The 16,169-nt window shown below is 42.3% G+C and carries 12 protein-coding genes and 5 pseudogenes; 5 read left to right on the forward strand and 12 right to left on the reverse strand.

Annotated elements, in window-relative coordinates:
* The first annotated feature begins 125 nt into the window (after positions 1-125).
* A complete protein-coding gene (locus FCL45_RS02070; RefSeq protein ID WP_217907643.1) occupies positions 126-1,019 on the forward strand; it encodes a glycosyltransferase family 2 protein in 894 nt (297 codons plus the stop codon).
* Between the two features lie 344 nt (positions 1,020-1,363).
* Here FCL45_RS02070 and FCL45_RS25190 read toward each other — a convergent pair whose 3' ends face one another.
* The 5 genes from FCL45_RS25190 to FCL45_RS02090 form a co-directional block, all read right to left on the reverse strand.
* A complete protein-coding gene (locus FCL45_RS25190; RefSeq protein WP_420811225.1) occupies positions 1,364-1,618 on the reverse strand; it encodes a transposase in 255 nt (84 codons plus the stop codon).
* Positions 1,619-2,221: 603 nt separating this feature from the next.
* On the reverse strand, positions 2,222-3,358 hold the full coding sequence (locus FCL45_RS02075) for an IS4 family transposase (RefSeq protein ID WP_176359988.1): 1,137 nt from the start codon (positions 3,356-3,358) through the stop codon (positions 2,222-2,224).
* Between the two features lie 303 nt (positions 3,359-3,661).
* Positions 3,662-4,669, reverse strand: coding sequence for a glycosyltransferase family 8 protein (locus tag FCL45_RS02080; RefSeq protein WP_176359991.1), 1,008 nt, complete (start codon positions 4,667-4,669; stop codon positions 3,662-3,664).
* A 74-nt stretch (positions 4,670-4,743) separates the two neighbouring features.
* Positions 4,744-5,619: a rhamnan synthesis F family protein gene (locus tag FCL45_RS02085; RefSeq protein WP_136800025.1), complete on the reverse strand. Its 876-nt coding sequence runs from the start codon at positions 5,617-5,619 to the stop codon at positions 4,744-4,746.
* On the reverse strand, positions 5,619-6,239 hold the full coding sequence (locus FCL45_RS02090) for a class I SAM-dependent methyltransferase (RefSeq protein WP_136800024.1): 621 nt from the start codon (positions 6,237-6,239) through the stop codon (positions 5,619-5,621). Before FCL45_RS02090 ends, FCL45_RS02085 begins: the two co-directional genes overlap by 1 nt.
* A 200-nt stretch (positions 6,240-6,439) precedes the next feature.
* Here FCL45_RS02090 and FCL45_RS02095 point away from each other — a divergent pair, with 200 nt between their 5' ends.
* Positions 6,440-7,684 carry an ISL3 family transposase gene (locus FCL45_RS02095; RefSeq protein WP_136800050.1) on the forward strand — a complete coding sequence of 415 codons (1,245 nt, stop codon included), beginning with the start codon at positions 6,440-6,442 and terminating at the stop codon, positions 7,682-7,684.
* A 760-nt stretch (positions 7,685-8,444) separates the two neighbouring features.
* A pseudogene (locus tag FCL45_RS02100) lies at positions 8,445-8,795 on the forward strand (transposase); the annotation flags it as partial.
* A gap of 17 nt (positions 8,796-8,812) precedes the next feature.
* On the opposite strand, the pseudogene FCL45_RS02105 reads toward FCL45_RS02100, so the two are convergent.
* The 3 pseudogenes from FCL45_RS02105 to FCL45_RS02115 form a co-directional block, all read right to left on the reverse strand.
* Positions 8,813-9,007, reverse strand: a pseudogene (locus FCL45_RS02105) (IS3 family transposase); the annotation flags it as partial.
* A gap of 21 nt (positions 9,008-9,028) precedes the next feature.
* Positions 9,029-10,086 (reverse strand): annotated as a pseudogene (locus FCL45_RS02110) (IS110 family RNA-guided transposase).
* Positions 10,087-10,299: 213 nt separating this feature from the next.
* Positions 10,300-11,276: pseudogene (locus FCL45_RS02115) on the reverse strand (IS3 family transposase); the annotation flags it as partial.
* Between the two features lie 70 nt (positions 11,277-11,346).
* Between FCL45_RS02115 and FCL45_RS02125 the strand changes: the two are divergent.
* Positions 11,347-11,958 (forward strand): IS1595 family transposase, encoded by a 612-nt coding sequence (locus FCL45_RS02125; RefSeq protein ID WP_176359994.1) that lies wholly within the window; start codon positions 11,347-11,349, stop codon positions 11,956-11,958.
* Positions 11,959-12,591, forward strand: a pseudogene (locus tag FCL45_RS02130) (IS30 family transposase); the annotation flags it as partial.
* Here FCL45_RS02130 and FCL45_RS02135 read toward each other — a convergent pair.
* Genes FCL45_RS02135 through FCL45_RS02150 form a run of 4 tightly spaced genes read right to left on the reverse strand, consistent with a single transcriptional unit; the run spans position 12,584 to position 16,147 of the window.
* Positions 12,584-14,470, reverse strand: a complete 1,887-nt coding sequence (locus FCL45_RS02135) for a peptidase U32 family protein (RefSeq protein WP_136799303.1) — start codon at positions 14,468-14,470, stop codon at positions 12,584-12,586. The pseudogene FCL45_RS02130 and the gene FCL45_RS02135 overlap by 8 nt on opposite strands.
* A gap of 49 nt (positions 14,471-14,519) precedes the next feature.
* Positions 14,520-15,173, reverse strand: coding sequence for a lactate utilization protein (locus tag FCL45_RS02140; protein WP_136799304.1), 654 nt, complete (start codon positions 15,171-15,173; stop codon positions 14,520-14,522).
* Between the two features lie 44 nt (positions 15,174-15,217).
* Positions 15,218-15,565: a cytoplasmic protein gene (locus FCL45_RS02145; protein ID WP_136799305.1), complete on the reverse strand. Its 348-nt coding sequence runs from the start codon at positions 15,563-15,565 to the stop codon at positions 15,218-15,220.
* Between the two features lie 24 nt (positions 15,566-15,589).
* The gene (locus FCL45_RS02150) at positions 15,590-16,147 is read right to left on the reverse strand and encodes a DOMON-like domain-containing protein (protein WP_167495879.1); all 558 of its coding nucleotides are present in this window, start codon (positions 16,145-16,147) and stop codon (positions 15,590-15,592) included.
* Positions 16,148-16,169 lie beyond the last annotated feature (22 nt).

Raw genomic sequence — 16,169 nt, forward strand, 5'->3', positions numbered from 1 at the left:
GAGAGTCAAAAATTTAGAGCACCTGTTAAGGTGCCATAATTTGTCACGAAAGTTTTACAACTTAATTGATATTCAACAAGACTGCTTTATATCTCTAACTTAATAGAGGCAGAGGGGAAGTAAGGATGTTAAACTTTATAAAAAGACATTTCCCTAAGAAAAGTAAGTTAAAGTTAGTGATGACTTTACTCGTTAAGAATGAATCGCATTTAATCGAGAATAATCTAATATTCCACAAACAAATGGGTGTTGATGGCTTTATTGTTACCGATAATAAATCAACAGATGGGACTCGACAAATCTTAGAAAAATACGTAAATAAAGGTTGGATTTATGAGATTATCGACGAACCGTCTCAGGATTATAGGCAGTCTGAATGGGTTGACAGAATGATCAATGTTGCAACAAGAGTCTATTTAGCAGATTGGGTAATTAATTCGGATGCTGATGAGTTTTGGCATTCTAAATCGCATGATTTAAAAAAAGCATTAACTAAAACAAAAGCAAATGTCATAAAGTGTTACTGGAAAAATATGGTTCCAGTTACAGAAGAACAAACATTCTGGAAAAATCGATATGTAGTTAAAAAGATTTTAAAGGAAACAGGTGAATACGACTTGTCAAAGTGGAACATATATGATTTTAAATACCACAAGGTGATACATAGAACGAGGGGCTATATAAAAATAGCTGCAGGGAATCATAATGTTGAAATTGACAATAAAATTAATCAGAAAAGCAATGATGTATCAATATATCATTATTCCACTCAAAATTATGAACAATTCAAGCGGAAAGTGATTACAGGTGGAGAGGCGTTAAGCCGTAATGCCATCTCGAAACAAGAAACAGGTAGTCATTGGCGTTATTTTTACGAATGTTATAAAGCAGGAAAATTGTATGAAGAATATGAAAGAATGATAGGACGAAAATATCATGTTGAGTTTATAAAAAAAGGAATCTTAAAAGAAGATAAAACAATATATGATTATTTTATAAATCAAGAACAGATAAATTGACAGGGAAGAACGAAAGAAAAAGTAACATTTAAACATAAATAATTCTGATTGCGTGTAAATTTCGGCCATGTTTATGATTTGGTTTTAGTACAATCAATTCAAGAACTCTTTCAGGTATTTAACTATTGGGTGTTTTTCAGTATGGGTTAAGAGAGATTTCATCATTGGAACCATCTTTATTGGAATGATGAGTGTGTAGCGTTAAGTCACAGATACCACAGATGTGGTGAGGCAGCTTTTTCTGTGGTCGAAAATTTGGCTGGGTTTCATATGTGATCTGAAAAATATTTGTTAGCTTGTAACTTCTATTCAAGAACCTGCATTGGCTTAGCAACCGCGCAGTATCAAGTAAGTGAGCTAACCATGGTTCCCATATATAAACGGTTGTTGAAACGAAAACAGAATTCAGCCTGACACCTCAGCAAATGCTTGAAACTCATAGCATGATGTGCGCATTGTATGGCCCGTTTGACATTGCCGATCATCGTGTTGAACCAATGGAAAATCGTGTTGTCGGGGTTGCGATAAATCTCACTTGTATTGGACAGGGCCGCGGCAAGCAACGCTATCAGTAACCCCTCGCGACGGGCCATATTCATATGAAGCAACGACACTTTCGTGGCAAGAATGTTTCAACGACTACTTGCGAACTCCCAGGGAAGAAAAGGAGTTCAACTTGCTCATTTTCATATAAATCGAATGGCCTTTTTCGTTACGGAGTATGGCAGCGAAAAGTGGGATTTCGGCTTGGTTCCACGACCATGCTTACCACCGGTTCTTTTAACGCACCAATATGCGTCATCAAGTTCAACTAGGCCATTGAGGGCAAAGACTGTCATCGGCGACTTTCATAACCTGCTGGAGCTTGTTCTTCATTTTCTTAGCAACATTGATTGAAATATCATGCAATCGTCGCAGATTAAGCGCTGACAGACCATCTTTAGATTGGGCAATAAAGAAAAAATCTGAGGAACCAAGTAGCAAGAGGCAGCTTTGATATGGCAAATATTGTGTCGTTTGTAGTGAACACTGGTAACGGCATTGATATAAATTTCGGGTTTTATACCATGCAGTACCTGGTATATCCGCATCTCTGAAATTTATATCCAGAAGGCCAACGAGCATTGAAAATGCTTTCTCGCCACTGCTCTACAGCGCTTGATATATTGATAAATCTATTCAAACTCACTGCTGTCTCATAGTTAATTCCACAATGCAAGTTGTGGCGAAAATTGTGTTTTTCCTGGTTTGTCAGGCGGCTTTAACAAGTCAGCCAACGGTCTTCTTTCAAAAATGTTCAATTGCAATAGCCTGAGCAGTTGCGTGAGCGATCCTTTGAATTTGGCCATGAATTTAAAATACGACAGCATTAGATAGACACAGAGGGCAATCCATAGCTGTGTAAGTACTGCGTTTTCAGATGTTCCAAGAAACGTCTTCACTTTTAGTTGTTGCTTGATCCACTTAAAGAACAGTTCGATTTGCCAGCGTTCTTTATAAATTGCAGCAACCTCTGATGCTTTGAGTTTCCTCGAATTTGTCACAAACTGATACTCAATGCCCGTTTCTGGATCAACATAGATAATCCGTCGAAAAGTGAACTGATATCCTGGAATTTTTATCTTTTGGTCTTCAAGAACATCAGGAGAATCGGGTTTACGTCGGTTGCCGTAGCGATAGACTTTTGCATTACTTTTAAGCCGTGTTACGAACGTTATTTTGCGTTTGTCGAGGGTCTCGTACCAAGTGTAATCGGTGAACCCTCGGTCAAAAACTACACAAGAACCGGCAGGCAGGTTAAGAGATCGTGCCCATTCGATTTCATGTTTTTTGCCCTCCGTCATATCCATGAAGACTGGAAGATAGCCACTTGCATCAAGGCCAAAATGCAATTTCATGGCACCCTTGGTTTTGCGGTAGTTAGCCCACGGAAACACTGAGAGACAGAGATTGACCATCGTTGCATCGAGTAAATAAATTTTACCCTTGAACTTGAACCTATGCTTCGGAGCATTCGCCTGGCACTTATGCAAAAGCTGAAAGAACATGGCTTTGAAAGTCTCATAAGGCTGTTGCTCATTGACACGAGCCAAGGTGGCCCGACTAGTTGGCCTCATACCCAAATGATACAAACGAGACTTTTGAACGGCCAGGTTGCTGACTAAGTCACGAAGGCTCTTTCTGGAAGTGAGTTGGGCTATAGTCATGGCGAGAAACTGGCTCCATCTGTTGAAGGAGCGAAACTTTTGTCCATGATGATGCTTTCTTGCCAGTTTCTCAAAATCATGTCTTGGGAAAAATGAAGCAATCTGATTTAGGATTGTGCTAGAATGAGCCATGGCTCGGATCTCCTTGTTATTATATTGTTTTTCGCAAATTCACTATAACACAAGAAGCTCTCCGAGCCTTTATTTATCCGTAATCACGTTATTATTTGTGAGACAGCAGTGATTCAAACTGAAATCTTTTTGAAATTGAACTGTATTCTTTGGCCTGTCATTTCTTCCTACGAATATTATCTAGGTGATTATGACATGCCATTGGTATCATATAGTGATCACCTTCAAAGATTTTTCCCGTGCTGGGCTTTAGGGATAATCATCAATTTAAAAAAACTTGATAAGTTCATTGTATCGTCAAAATCATAAACAACTTTCAACAATTCGCTGATAATACTTTTTTTTATCTGTTATTTTTTTTACTACCCCCAAAGTAACCATCTTTAAGAGCTTATATTTTCGAAGTTTTAACTTGGCGATTTTAAAATAATCAACCTGTTTATAATTATTAAATTCCCAATCCACATTTTCAAAAGGAAGCATTTTATAATATTTATACCACTCCTGAAAGAAGAAGTGGTTCTTGTAATTCCACGGCTTGTATCTATCGACAAAATGATAAATATACGCGTCTTTCAACACTTCTTCAATTCTAGCACCAAAACATCTCTCCAAATACCTGACGGGGTGATTACTTTGTAGCAAAATATTATATTTAAAATCTACATATTCGGTTCGCCCATTAGTTAAAATATTCAATGGATCCTGAGTAGGCCTTTCAAATTCATTATTTCCTATTAAATCAATCAATTCTCTTTGGGCAGACACTTCATCCCATTTGTTAATATTAAACAACAAGACTCCTGCATTATAATACTCGTTCACGGACACAAAATCTTGTTTCATAGGCGGATTCATGCGAGCAGCAGCAACTATATTCTCACCCAAATCTAGCTTAAACAAATCCGAAATGTCTCGATTTACTACTACATCTACATCAATCCATAAAACTTTATCTAAGGTCGACAATAACGTTGGTATCGCAAATCTATTATAATTTGATATTGTCAGATGCTTTTTTTCTACAGCGCCTTCCATCACGGGTAACGGTCGTAAAAATTCGTAAGAATGCCTCGGATATTTTTCGAATATTTTCTCAATATAGGGCAATGAATACTCTGCACAAGGGCCATCAGTTATAATATACAACTTGTAGAACGTTTGAGGAAAAGCGTTTTCCAACAAAGAACAAATTGTCACACAAGCGGGAAATAAATAGTTCTCATCAAATGATATACAAACAGGGTAGTCAACATTCATATTCAAATCTTTTTTAAAGTTAAAATCAATAAATTCCTTATTTAAACGCACATCCAGTTTGGCCCAAGAAAATTTCCCTATTCCACAAAAACCGTCAACATCTATCGATCATATTTTTGTTCACATTACGTTCGACGATATTCACTGTCACAGGCATATTCCTTTTTGCAGTTCCTCTTATTTATAAATTGTCTAAATAAAGAAACAGAAATCATTTTTTCATATTCACTCAATAAGCCTTCATTCTTCAGATATTCTAGAACATATTCTGAATTATATTCAAAACAGTTCCTATTAACCACAGTCATCCATTGAGACAACTCATTGCAATCCAAAACCGTTCTTTCATTCTGCTTAAAAATCGCTTTTTTCATAAACGGAAAGCCATCAACTATCAAATCTAATGCGTTAAAATTTCTTGCACTATACTTTTCCCCATAAAATAACCCCTTTGAACAATACCCTTGATTGTGTAAAACTTTCGACAAACCATACTCATACTTTGTCACAATTTCATCACGAGTATCAAGTTTGGTTATATTTAACACAAAATCCCTGAAACAATCTGACTCAAAAACATTCTTTTTAAACACTGTGTAAAAAGACTGAATATGCTCTATATCTTTTTTAACAATTTTGAACATTCCCCAAAAATCGCACGAATGATGAGCATCAAAATTATTATATATTTTCTCTATGTTATACAGAGGGCCAAAAACAGAATCGTTACAAAACGTCAAACTATCGTATTTTTTCAGAATATCATTTTCAAGAGCCCATACGAAACCGCGTTTATATGACCCGAAATCATATTCTCCATGATGCTTCGAGATGGATTTTACTGCATATTTATTAATCTCATCAATAGTGTCATTATTGAAATAATTATCAAAGACGACAATGACATCCGAAATCTCGTTAAGTTTATTTAGGTAATGAATTACATATGAATGCAAGATTTGTTTTTCGCTATAACCTGCAAATATTACTAACCGCTTCATCAATGATCACACTTAACGTCAGGGGCTAGTAAAAATCTTATTTGTGATGCATGAAATATCTTGCAAAATCTTCTTTCGAACAACAACTGAGTAAACAAATTCAAATTGACCAACTTTTCTATTGTAGACGCAAATATTTTGTCTACAATACCCATTCTATAGAAATCTACTTTCAATCCCTTCACAACAAATTTCGCATTACTATAATAGTCTGGGACCTTCCTTTCGAACGGTTGCTTAGACTTATTCACAAAGTAAAACATTGTAAGAATGCCAAAAAAACGAATATGGGTTGGATCAGAAAATGCCAATACATTTGAAAAATGTGGGACAATAATTTCAATTTCCCCACCAGGAATTACTATCCTATGCAACTCTTCCATTAATTGTATTAAATTATCTACATGCTCAAAAGCATGCCTGCTATAAATATATTCAACACTATGATCGGGAATCCCAGATAATGGCTTATTCAAGTCACATATCACATCAACACCATCAAGATCTACTTGGTCAAGAGAATAGCAACCTTTTTTGGGATTACTCCCACATCCAAGATCTATCTTCAATAGTTTCCCGTTTTCTAAATCTGACAAAAAATTACTATTTCTCACAATCATAACGGTTCAATCCCTCCATTACATGACGGCTTAAGTTAATTAGATTTCAATATCAAGTTCTCTCTTGACACAAGAGTTCAACCACCGAAACAAATTACAATAGTACCTACACAATGTACACCCAAAAAGAATGGCTCTTCGACGAAATGAGTGGAATTGTTTATAATCGCCGTTTTCAAAAATCCTTATATTGAGACGGTATGAACACAAATGACATCATGGTTTTGGGACTTGGCCTGCAAGCCCCATGGCGACTAGTTGATCAGCATCTAGACCTTGAAAAGAAGCCTCACGAATTGCAACTTGAGATTGCTGCTGATCGTGGAAGCCAATACCCTTGTCCGCAATGTCAAAAAATGTGTTCGGCTCATGATTTCACAGAGAAAAAATGGCGACATCTCAATTTTTTCCAACATCATTGTTACATAACTGCACGCGTGCCTAGAGTGATATGCCCAGAGCATGGTGTTCGGCTCGTGAAGGTGCCGTGGGCACGAGAAGGTAGCGGTTTCACCCTGTTGTTTGAACAAGCAGCACTTACCCTGGTTAGAGAAATGCCAGTAAATGCTGCAGCAAGGATCATTGGCATTACTGACAAAAGGCTTTGGCGCATTGTTTTTCATTATGTTAACAAAGCATTGTCTCAATTCGATTTCTCTGAAGTCCGCTCTATTGGACTCGACGAAACGGCAAGTAAGCGTGGCCACAATTATGTAACTACCTTTATTGATATGGAGAAGTCTTCTGAGCCCGTTCTTTTTGTAACCTCAGGAAAAGGGAAGAAAACTGTTCAAGAGTTCACAACATTCCTTGAAGCCAAAGGTGGCAAAGTTGACAACATAGCAGAGGTTGTGTGTGACATGTCACCTGCCTTTTTAAGTGCTGTAAAAGAACATCTTCCTAAAAGCAATGTTACTATCGACTGGTTTCATATCGTTCAGAAATTTGTCAAATCTGTCGATGATACACGTAAACTTGAGCATCGTTTTATCAATCTTCCTCCAGGTTCAAGATATGCAGTTCTCAAAGGGAAAAACAAACGTCTGACCTCAAAGCAGGTTACCGCATTGAGTACTTTGCTGGAAACCAAATGCGAAACAGCCACAGCATGGCAAATCAAGGAGTCTTTGGCCTGGATTAGAAACGCAGAAAGTATCGAGCAAGCTGAAGAGCGAATCAATGTTTTCATAGAGAAAGCGACACTCCTTGTTAAAGGGAACAAATACACTGCAAGCGTTCTAGATGCTCTTGCTACACTGAAAAAGCATGCAAACCAAGTGATTCAAAGATGGGCTTCAACTTATACTAATGCTCGACTTGAGGGACTCAATAGCCTCTTCCAAGCAGCAAGGAATCGTGCACGAGGTTACCGGAACAATGAAACGTTCATTGCCATGATTTACATGATCGCGAGTCCTGCTGGTTCAATATTGAAATCCATATGAAACGTCGAAGAACCAAAAGAATTTACTTAATTTGCGCGTGCTTAATTCACGTAATAAGCAATATACTCTATTTGTTTTTCACCAGCTGCGCCACACCAACTATCACACAATTACAATCAATTAGAGAACAGAAAATCTTCTTACAATATAAGAAATTTACTAAAAAAAATGGTTCCCCAACGTATCAAGTGGATTGCTGGATTAGTACAATAAGTGCAACAGACTGAAAGTGGAAAAGTGAGTGAGTTTTCAATGGTTTCAGCTCCTACACTTAACCAAGGTCTGGATTGCATGAAACAACACCAACACTACCGACAACTCACTCATGAACAAAGATACCAGACCTCAGGACTTCGTAAAGCAGGGATGAGTAGCAGATCCATAACTGATGGGCTTGAGTCAGTTACAGCACTGTAAGCAGGGAACTTAGGAGGAACTCTACCACTGATGGTTATGACGCTGATGCTGCGCAATTATCAACCGATAAAAGACGCCCAGAAAGCCATAAACATAACAAACGCTCTCCTGAAAGTGATCGTATTATTTCCGAATCTGTAGCGCTTGGCTGGTCTTCTGAAGCAATCAGTCAGAGGATGAAAGTTGAATTGTCACCTGAATCGGCCCTATGCCATAGCACTATCTAAACATGTATCTGATTACCACTAAAGTTCAGCCAAGCTCAAAAAACTACACAGGGGTATCACTATATGACCACCCATCCATGTCATAATTCTCTAAAAACACAAAGGGGGTATATGGCATGGGTAAAAGAAATAAGGTCCAATTTCAGCCTGGCGTGAGCGTTCAACGATTTCTCAAGCAGTTTGGAACAGAGGCCCAATGCCGTGAACAGGTTTTTCGCTCCAAGTGGCCTACTGGATACAAGTGCCCACGCTGCACCAACGAAAAGAGTTATTATATCGAAACAAGAGCTCTTTTTCAGTGTGCTGCTTGTCGGCATCAAACCTCTCTACTGAGTGGGACTATTTTCGCTTCATCAAAACTGCCATTAACAACGTGGTTTCTAGCCATCTATTTTGTAAGCCAATCCAAAGAAGGAATACCTGCTTTAAAGCTTATGCGTTTGCTCGGGATTTCTGATCTTGCAACAATAAAGTGGAACCCTAGTTAAGCCGTTTTTTCCCTATCCCACCACTCCTGCTCAAAAAGAGCTGGTGCTTTGTAACCGTTCGTCGAGTGCTTCCTCTGACGATTAAAATAGACCTCTATATAGTTGAACAGTGAATGCTCGGCTTCCAATTTGTCGCGAAATTTCACATGATGAGTCAGCTGTGTCTTCAAAGAGGCAAAGAAGGATTCAGCGACTGCATTGACGCTCCTATGTCAAGAGGTCAAGGCGGCATCTTCCAAATCAGCCAAAATTAATGGGTACAATTCTCTGACAATATAACGTTTCAAACAACGATGTATCTCTTTCACGGATTTTCTTCTGCAGTTCTACGAGCGACATAAACCTGGGTGCGTGGATCACTCCTCATGCGTACCATGGCGATCGTCCAGAGAGCATTGTTTGCAGCTCGGTTACCACCTCTATTCAGGCGGTGACGGACTGTTTTCCCAGAAGATGCTTCCAAAGGGTTAACACCGCACAACGATGCAAGTGCTGATTCACTTCGTAAACGTTCAGGATTATCGCCGGCTACAGATAGCAATATGGCAGCTGTTTGAGGCCCGACACCAAACTGCTTACGCACCCGCGTAGCTGCTTTTGCAGTCAATTGTTCCAGATCTTTGTCTAATAACTTCAGTTCTTCTGTCAAGTATAACCAGCGCTTAGCAAGGAGGCGAAGTGTTGTTGCCAAGGTTTTCGACCAGTTTGTTTCACCCAAAGAACGAAGGCGTGCACAGCATTTCGCACACTCGGCAGCATTTGATTTCCATAATCTTGATCTTATTTCATCTGGCGCAGAAATTAACAAGCCTCTTAGCTGGTTGATTGTCTGTGTCCTGGATTTAACCGTGCTACGTCGAGCAACTGAAATAATACGCATTGCTTCTGCTGCACCTGACTGTGATTTTGGAACTGCACAGTCGGTACCTGATAAAACGGTGCGGGCTGCACTCTCAGCATCTGTTGGATCAGATTTTCCACGAAATCGGCGCATTGAACGATCTGGTCGATTAATTTCCAGAACTAAAACATCCTCCGCAGCAAGATACCTGGCCAGGCCCGCACCATAAGTTCCAGTACCTTCAATCCCCGCTCTTTGCAGGTCTCCAAAAGATCGAGCCCATTTAGCTAATTGTTTATATCCTTTTGAATTAGCTGTAACTGATAAATGACCTAAAAGTTTGCCTACGCTATCAATGACGACTCCAATGTGCTGGTCCAAGTGGGTATCAACACCAAGGATTACCTCACGTGTCAGTTGGCTGCTCATCGACTACCTCCTAAAAGTTTAGTAGGTATCACCAGCCCGGATTACAGGACAGGACACTCAAGATGCAGGACAAAGCTCCTATTAGGTCACAAGCAATCGGCCCAGTGATGCATGGGGAACGCCAGGGCCAGCCGACAGGTCAACGCAAAGGCAATAGAGCCAATCCCAGCACGGGTCAGGCTAGCCTGACATTCAATACCACTATAACTGAGTATCCCAACAATTTCCCTTGCGACTCATGCTTTGAATATATCCATTCTGTGTTAGTACAGCCCTGAAACTGGAACTTGCATACTGAATGCCACGATCACTATGGATCATCAAACCTGGTGCAGGCCTGCGCCTCATTATTGCTTTTTTAAGTGCATATATTGCAGATTTACTCTCCAGGGAATCGCTCAGATCCCAGCCAACAATCGCGCGAGAGAATAGATCAATAAACACTGTGAGATAATGCCATTTTGCACCGACCTTGATGTAGGTGATATCGCTCACCCAGGCGGTGTTTGGAGCTGAAACTGAGAATTTACGATCGAGCAGATTCGACGCTACAGGTTGCTTATGTTTTGAATCGGTTGTTACTACGAATTTCTTTGTTGTTTTGCACCTCAACCCCATTTCTTTCATTAATCGCGCAACGCGAGGCCGACTAACGCTGGAAAATTCACGCTCATCTCGCAAGTCAGCGGTAACAAGCGGGCTGCCGACCATGCCTTTATGAACGCTAAAGATCTCCTTCACGCGCTCTTTAATCCGTATATTTTCTCGTTTTCGCTTGGAGATAGGAGCTTTCTCCCAACGATAGAAACCACTCGGGGTAACTTCTAAAGCCTGGCACATCTTCTTCACCGGAAATGCTGAGCGGTTCTTTTCAATAAATCTATATTTCATTTCGGTGCTCTGCTGAAGATGGCCACAGCTTTTTTTAGGATATCTCGTTCCATCTCGGCATCCTTGAGCTTTTTCTCCAGGTCCCTGATTTTCTTTTCCTGCTCAGTCAGAGCCTCACGACCGTTCCCAGGGAAAGCTAGTTCTTCTTTGGCTCGAAACTCACGCCTCCACTTGTAGAGAAGGTCTTTAGAGATACCGAGACTGTCGGCTACATCTTGCACTGACCTGCCGGGATCATCGGTCAGCTGAACTGCATTGCGCTTGAAATCTGGATCGTATCTTCTTCTTTGAACACTCATATCTTCCTCCTGCCAATCTCTTTAATATTGGCTTATCTGGGTGTCCACTCTTTTATAGCAGGATCATTCCTTGAATGCAGCAACGAGGGTAAAACATAAACTCCAAATGGTTATGAAGAAAGCTGATGACTCGATGCCTCTGGGTGGTCTGGTTCAAGTCGACGACGTCTACTGGGGCGGTAAAAAATCTGGTGGAAAACGTGGCCGGGGCGCACCGGGTAAAACACCATTCATAGCGGCCTTGCAGCGTAACGAAGCAGGCCACCCAGTATTCATGCGTTTGAGTCGTGTTGGTAGCTACGAATCAGCGGAGATGCTTCGCTGGGCCAAACATCACCTGAGCCCTGAATCAGTCGTAGTATCCGATGGGCTTGCCTGCTTCAAAAGCGTTGAAAAAACCGGGCATATACACTATCCGATCAAAACCACAGGCCGATATAACACTCCAAATTTCAGAGTGTTCGATTGGCTCAACACCGTAATTGGTAATGTGAAGAATGCAGTCATTGGCACCTATCATGGCATGAGTCATCGCCATTTACCTAGATATCTTGGTGAATTTTGTTACCGTTTCAATCGTAGATTCAGGCTTCCCTTATTGCTTACATCGTTGATTGTTGACGCGGTAAACTCGGACCCTATTCCTCAACATGTTTTGAGTTGTGCTGAGGATTGGTGGTAATCAGAAACATGTATTTATAACGATAAAGCGCGTGGTGGGAGGTTATTCAGTCGACTGCCAAGGCATGGTAAAAAGCGCTGGAAAGACGGCAAGAGAAGGCATATGGCTGGAGCTTCGTTGATACCTCAACGCCAGGATATCTCTAAAAGACCTGCAATTGTAGACAAGCGCAGTCGCATTGGCGACTGGGAAGGTGACACAGTCCACGGCAAGAAGGGTTACCTGGTTACACTCGTTGATCGAATGAGCAGGTTCACATTGGTCCAACGAGTTTCTAGGAAAACAAAAGGCAAAGTGGCCTCAGCAATGACAGCGTTATTGAGGAAAGTGCCGGAGGTCCGAACGATTACCCTTGATAACGGTTCGGAATTTGCCGATCATTCAACCGTTTCTGAAGCGACAGGGACGGAAATCTATTTTGCCAAACCACTTGCGAGTTGGCAGCGTGGAACCAATGAAAACACAAATGGCAGGATCAGGCGCTTCTGGCCCAAAGGATTTGATATCTCAACTCTGTCTGAGCAGGAAATAGAGGATAGGATTTTATTGTTAAACCTAACACCGAGAAAGGTACTTGGAGGGCTAACTCCTCTGGAAGTCTTTATAGGTAAGAGTGTTGCACTTATTACTTGAATCTAGCTTGCCGAGTTCTAATAACCATCTCACATCTATCGCAATCGAACTCCAGATCATAAACCCCGGTATTATCATTTAAGGTATAGTGTCGATTTGGATTGATACTCTCATCAACCTCAAGACTCTCCACATACTTCTTATTGCTTTTGGGACACCTGCCAAGTTGCGCTTTCAAACAATACCGTGTTCGCATGAGTTCGACATTGCTCCCATCAGCCAACCGAGCCTTGGAAATTTCAAGTTGGAAGTTTTTTACACCATGTCTCGCATAAAAAGCCTTTGCCTTACTGTTTAGAATGTTGTCGAGATAGGTAACAGTATCCGCAAGCCATTTATGTGATGATGGTTTCAGATCAAATGTTTGTGACTCATACTTTTCTTTACGCACAAGAAGATGTTGCTCACAAGCTGCTCTACGCAACTCGTTTATGTCTGAAGCCGCATAAAATGAGTCCTCGCGCACAAAGACTTTCACGACAGCGACCCTGAAAGGCGTCCCCCCGACTTTTTTCATCTGCCGTTCGATAACGCTCTCCATCATCCCCGCCTTCCTGGCCTGCTGCGGTTTCACCTCATGGAGCATTTCGGAGCATATTCCATCTTCATCGACTATTTGGCACTTCAAACCGCTTTCCGTTTCACCCACAGCGAAACTCACCTCAAGGAAACGACAGTTTTCACTTTGCCTGAGCTCTTTTATAAAGGCGGTGTCAAGATTCCTATAAACAACTGCTCCTTTGTGTGGATTCTTACGATCTCGATGAAATATTTTCTGTTCATCTCCCGCACTCTCTGCCCGGTTTGCCTTTACCCCTACCAAATTTCCACTTTCATCGAAATAGCAGAGGCCATCACCATTATGTACTGTGATGTGAGTTGCAATAACAAAGCTGCCCTTACCAGTCAGCACAACTTTTCCCAGAAGCTCTCCAAGCGATTTTGGGGTATCGATGGAACCTGCCCTGTTTCTCTTTTTTGTCAGGAAGTAGTCGGTTTTCCCTCTATTAAAGGACTTGCTTGTATCTGGAGTGAAGGTAAATCGACAGCGGCCCGATGAAAGCTGCTGGAGATTATCATCCGCATCGATAAGCTCATCCAACGCTTTGCGATAAAAAGCCGTAACGTTCTTTACATAATCTATGCCCTTGAGTCGCCCTTCAATCTTGAAAGAGCTTACCCCGGCATCGAGTAACGATTTCAGATGATTCGACAGATCAAGGTCTTTCAACGACAACAGATACTTGTCCTTGGCCAGGATCTTACCAGAGCCATCCTTAAGCGTAAACTTATGCCGGCAAAACTGCGCACACTCCCCGCGATTGGCACTCCTGCCTGTCACCACCTCGCTGATATAACACTGGCCGCTATACGAAACACAAAGTGCGCCGTGAATGAAGCATTCCAGAGGTACTGTGCTGTTCTGCCGGATCTCACGAATCTGGGCCAGACTCAGCTCACGGGCCAGCACGATCTGCTGAAAACCACATTTCTCCAGGAACTCAACTTTTTCAGGAGTGCGGTTATTACACTGGGTCGAGGCATGCAGGGAAATTGGCGGCAGCTCGCATTCGAGCAGCCCCATATCCTGAATGATCAGGGCATCCGCACCGATATTATAAAGGGAATGGGCAAGACGGGTCGCCTCCTCAATCTCGTCATCGGTAAGAATGGTATTTAAAGCGATATAGACCCGGGCATTAAAGGTGTGGGCGTGGCGTATCAGCTGTTCAATATCATGAAGAGAATTGCCCACAGCGGCACGGGCACCGAATTTGGGCGCACCGACATAGACCGCGTCTGCGCCATGGTTGACTGCAGCGACACCGCAGGCAAGATCCCTGGCGGGAGAAAGTAACTCAATTGGATGTCGCTGCATAACTTCTACTACTCTGTATGATATTGCCAGGCTTTACGCCTGGCAGGTTCTAGAATCCGAGTTCTTCATTTATGAGAACAACTTTGACCCGGGCCTTCGGAAACGATTTTTCGGTAATAGTCCAGGTATTGCAGATCCTTCCCGGGCTTTTGCAATCTTCACAGTGACTTGTTTTCACACAAGGCGTCTTGCAATCGAGGCGCATGGCGTTTACCGGCGAGGCATATTCTTTAATCCTGTACATGGCTGAGTCAAGATCCGGCACAATCTTATTTCTGCCGATGAGGACCACCACGTTTTTCGGACCAAAGGTCAAGGCGCCAACCCGATTGCCGATCATATCCAGGTTCACCAGATGCCCGGCCTCGGTAACCGCATTTGTTCCGGTAATATAGAAATCCACGAGCAAGCCCTGCCTTCTGCGCTCGATCTTCTCCTCAAAAGAGAGCCCTGGCTCATCCGGTCTCAGCAACTCGATGCCTTCACAGGCCAGCAAGGCATCGTGCAATCCGGCTGACTTCATGGTCATGGAACCACCATACGAGACCGATTTCGCACCGGTCTCCGGCAGGATTTTGTTCATCACCAGAGCACCGGCCTCTGCGCTGTTCTCTGCTGTAAATACTTCAAAATTATTCTTCTCCAGCTGAACACGAAGCTCATCCAGCCGTATCTGCCAATACTGTTCAATCGGGTTTTCCACGTGTTTCTCCTAGGATTGTAATCACTTTCTGCTCAGACTCAGGGTCAAAACGTCATTACTTCATAGCCTTCTTTGGTAAAACGTTCAAGGGACGGATGCCCCTGCAGTTCGCTGCCAAAGGTCAACCCCTGCCGAAGGGCCTCATCATAGCTCCCCATTTTTTTGGAGCAGGCAAGACAGATACAACCAATCAGCCCCGCTTTGCACACTTTGTCATAAAGCTCGGCAAATGGTTTGCCCGGTTGCCCAAGATCGGTAATCAATCGGGTAGCAGCACCTTCTATGACCAGTTCGAGCCTATAGCCTTTCTGATGATAATCAAGGCAATAGAGCAGTACATGGGAAAAACAGACCAACTCGCCGGTGTAGGCAATTAATGCGATTTTTTTCATGCCGTCCCTCCTGTGAATGATTGTTCATGGTCTCGGCAGATCGACAATAAAGCCCGCCTCATTATGAAAATCCGGTTTCGTACCCGGATGGTGAGCCGCCCAGTAACTTTTCTGATTATCCACACAAGATATTACCGCGCTCAGGCCAACTCGAAATGCTCTGCCCGAAAGCTCCAGTTCCGCCAGGGGAATTGTAACATCAAGGCCAACTCTCTCCTGCGACCACTTTGACTTCGAGTAAAGCGACGATACCCGCTGCTCAGGCCTCATGCCGGCACGATAACCGGTAAACCGATACAGGTTCCAGTCCCCTGCCGGGGACACGTTAACCTCATGGTACGAATCGCAATTCAAACCCTGCAGGAAACATTCAAAGCAGGTGGACTCCCAGAGACCGTCCAGCCTTTTGGTACACCTGCCATCATCCCTGGAGGGCATATGAACCTGCTCAATATTCCCGCTTAGGCGATACCGTAGGGTGAGGGCATCACTCTCTCGGACTATTTCACATTCAAGCGCTATCTGCCAATGGGGCAAAGGATGAAACGGGTAGAGAGAAACTGTCTGTCGATACACTTCCACTATTTTTCTGAATTTACCTGAA

The organism is Desulfosediminicola ganghwensis (assembly GCF_005116675.2).
GTDB lineage: Bacteria > Desulfobacterota > Desulfobulbia > Desulfobulbales > Desulfocapsaceae > Desulfopila > Desulfopila ganghwensis.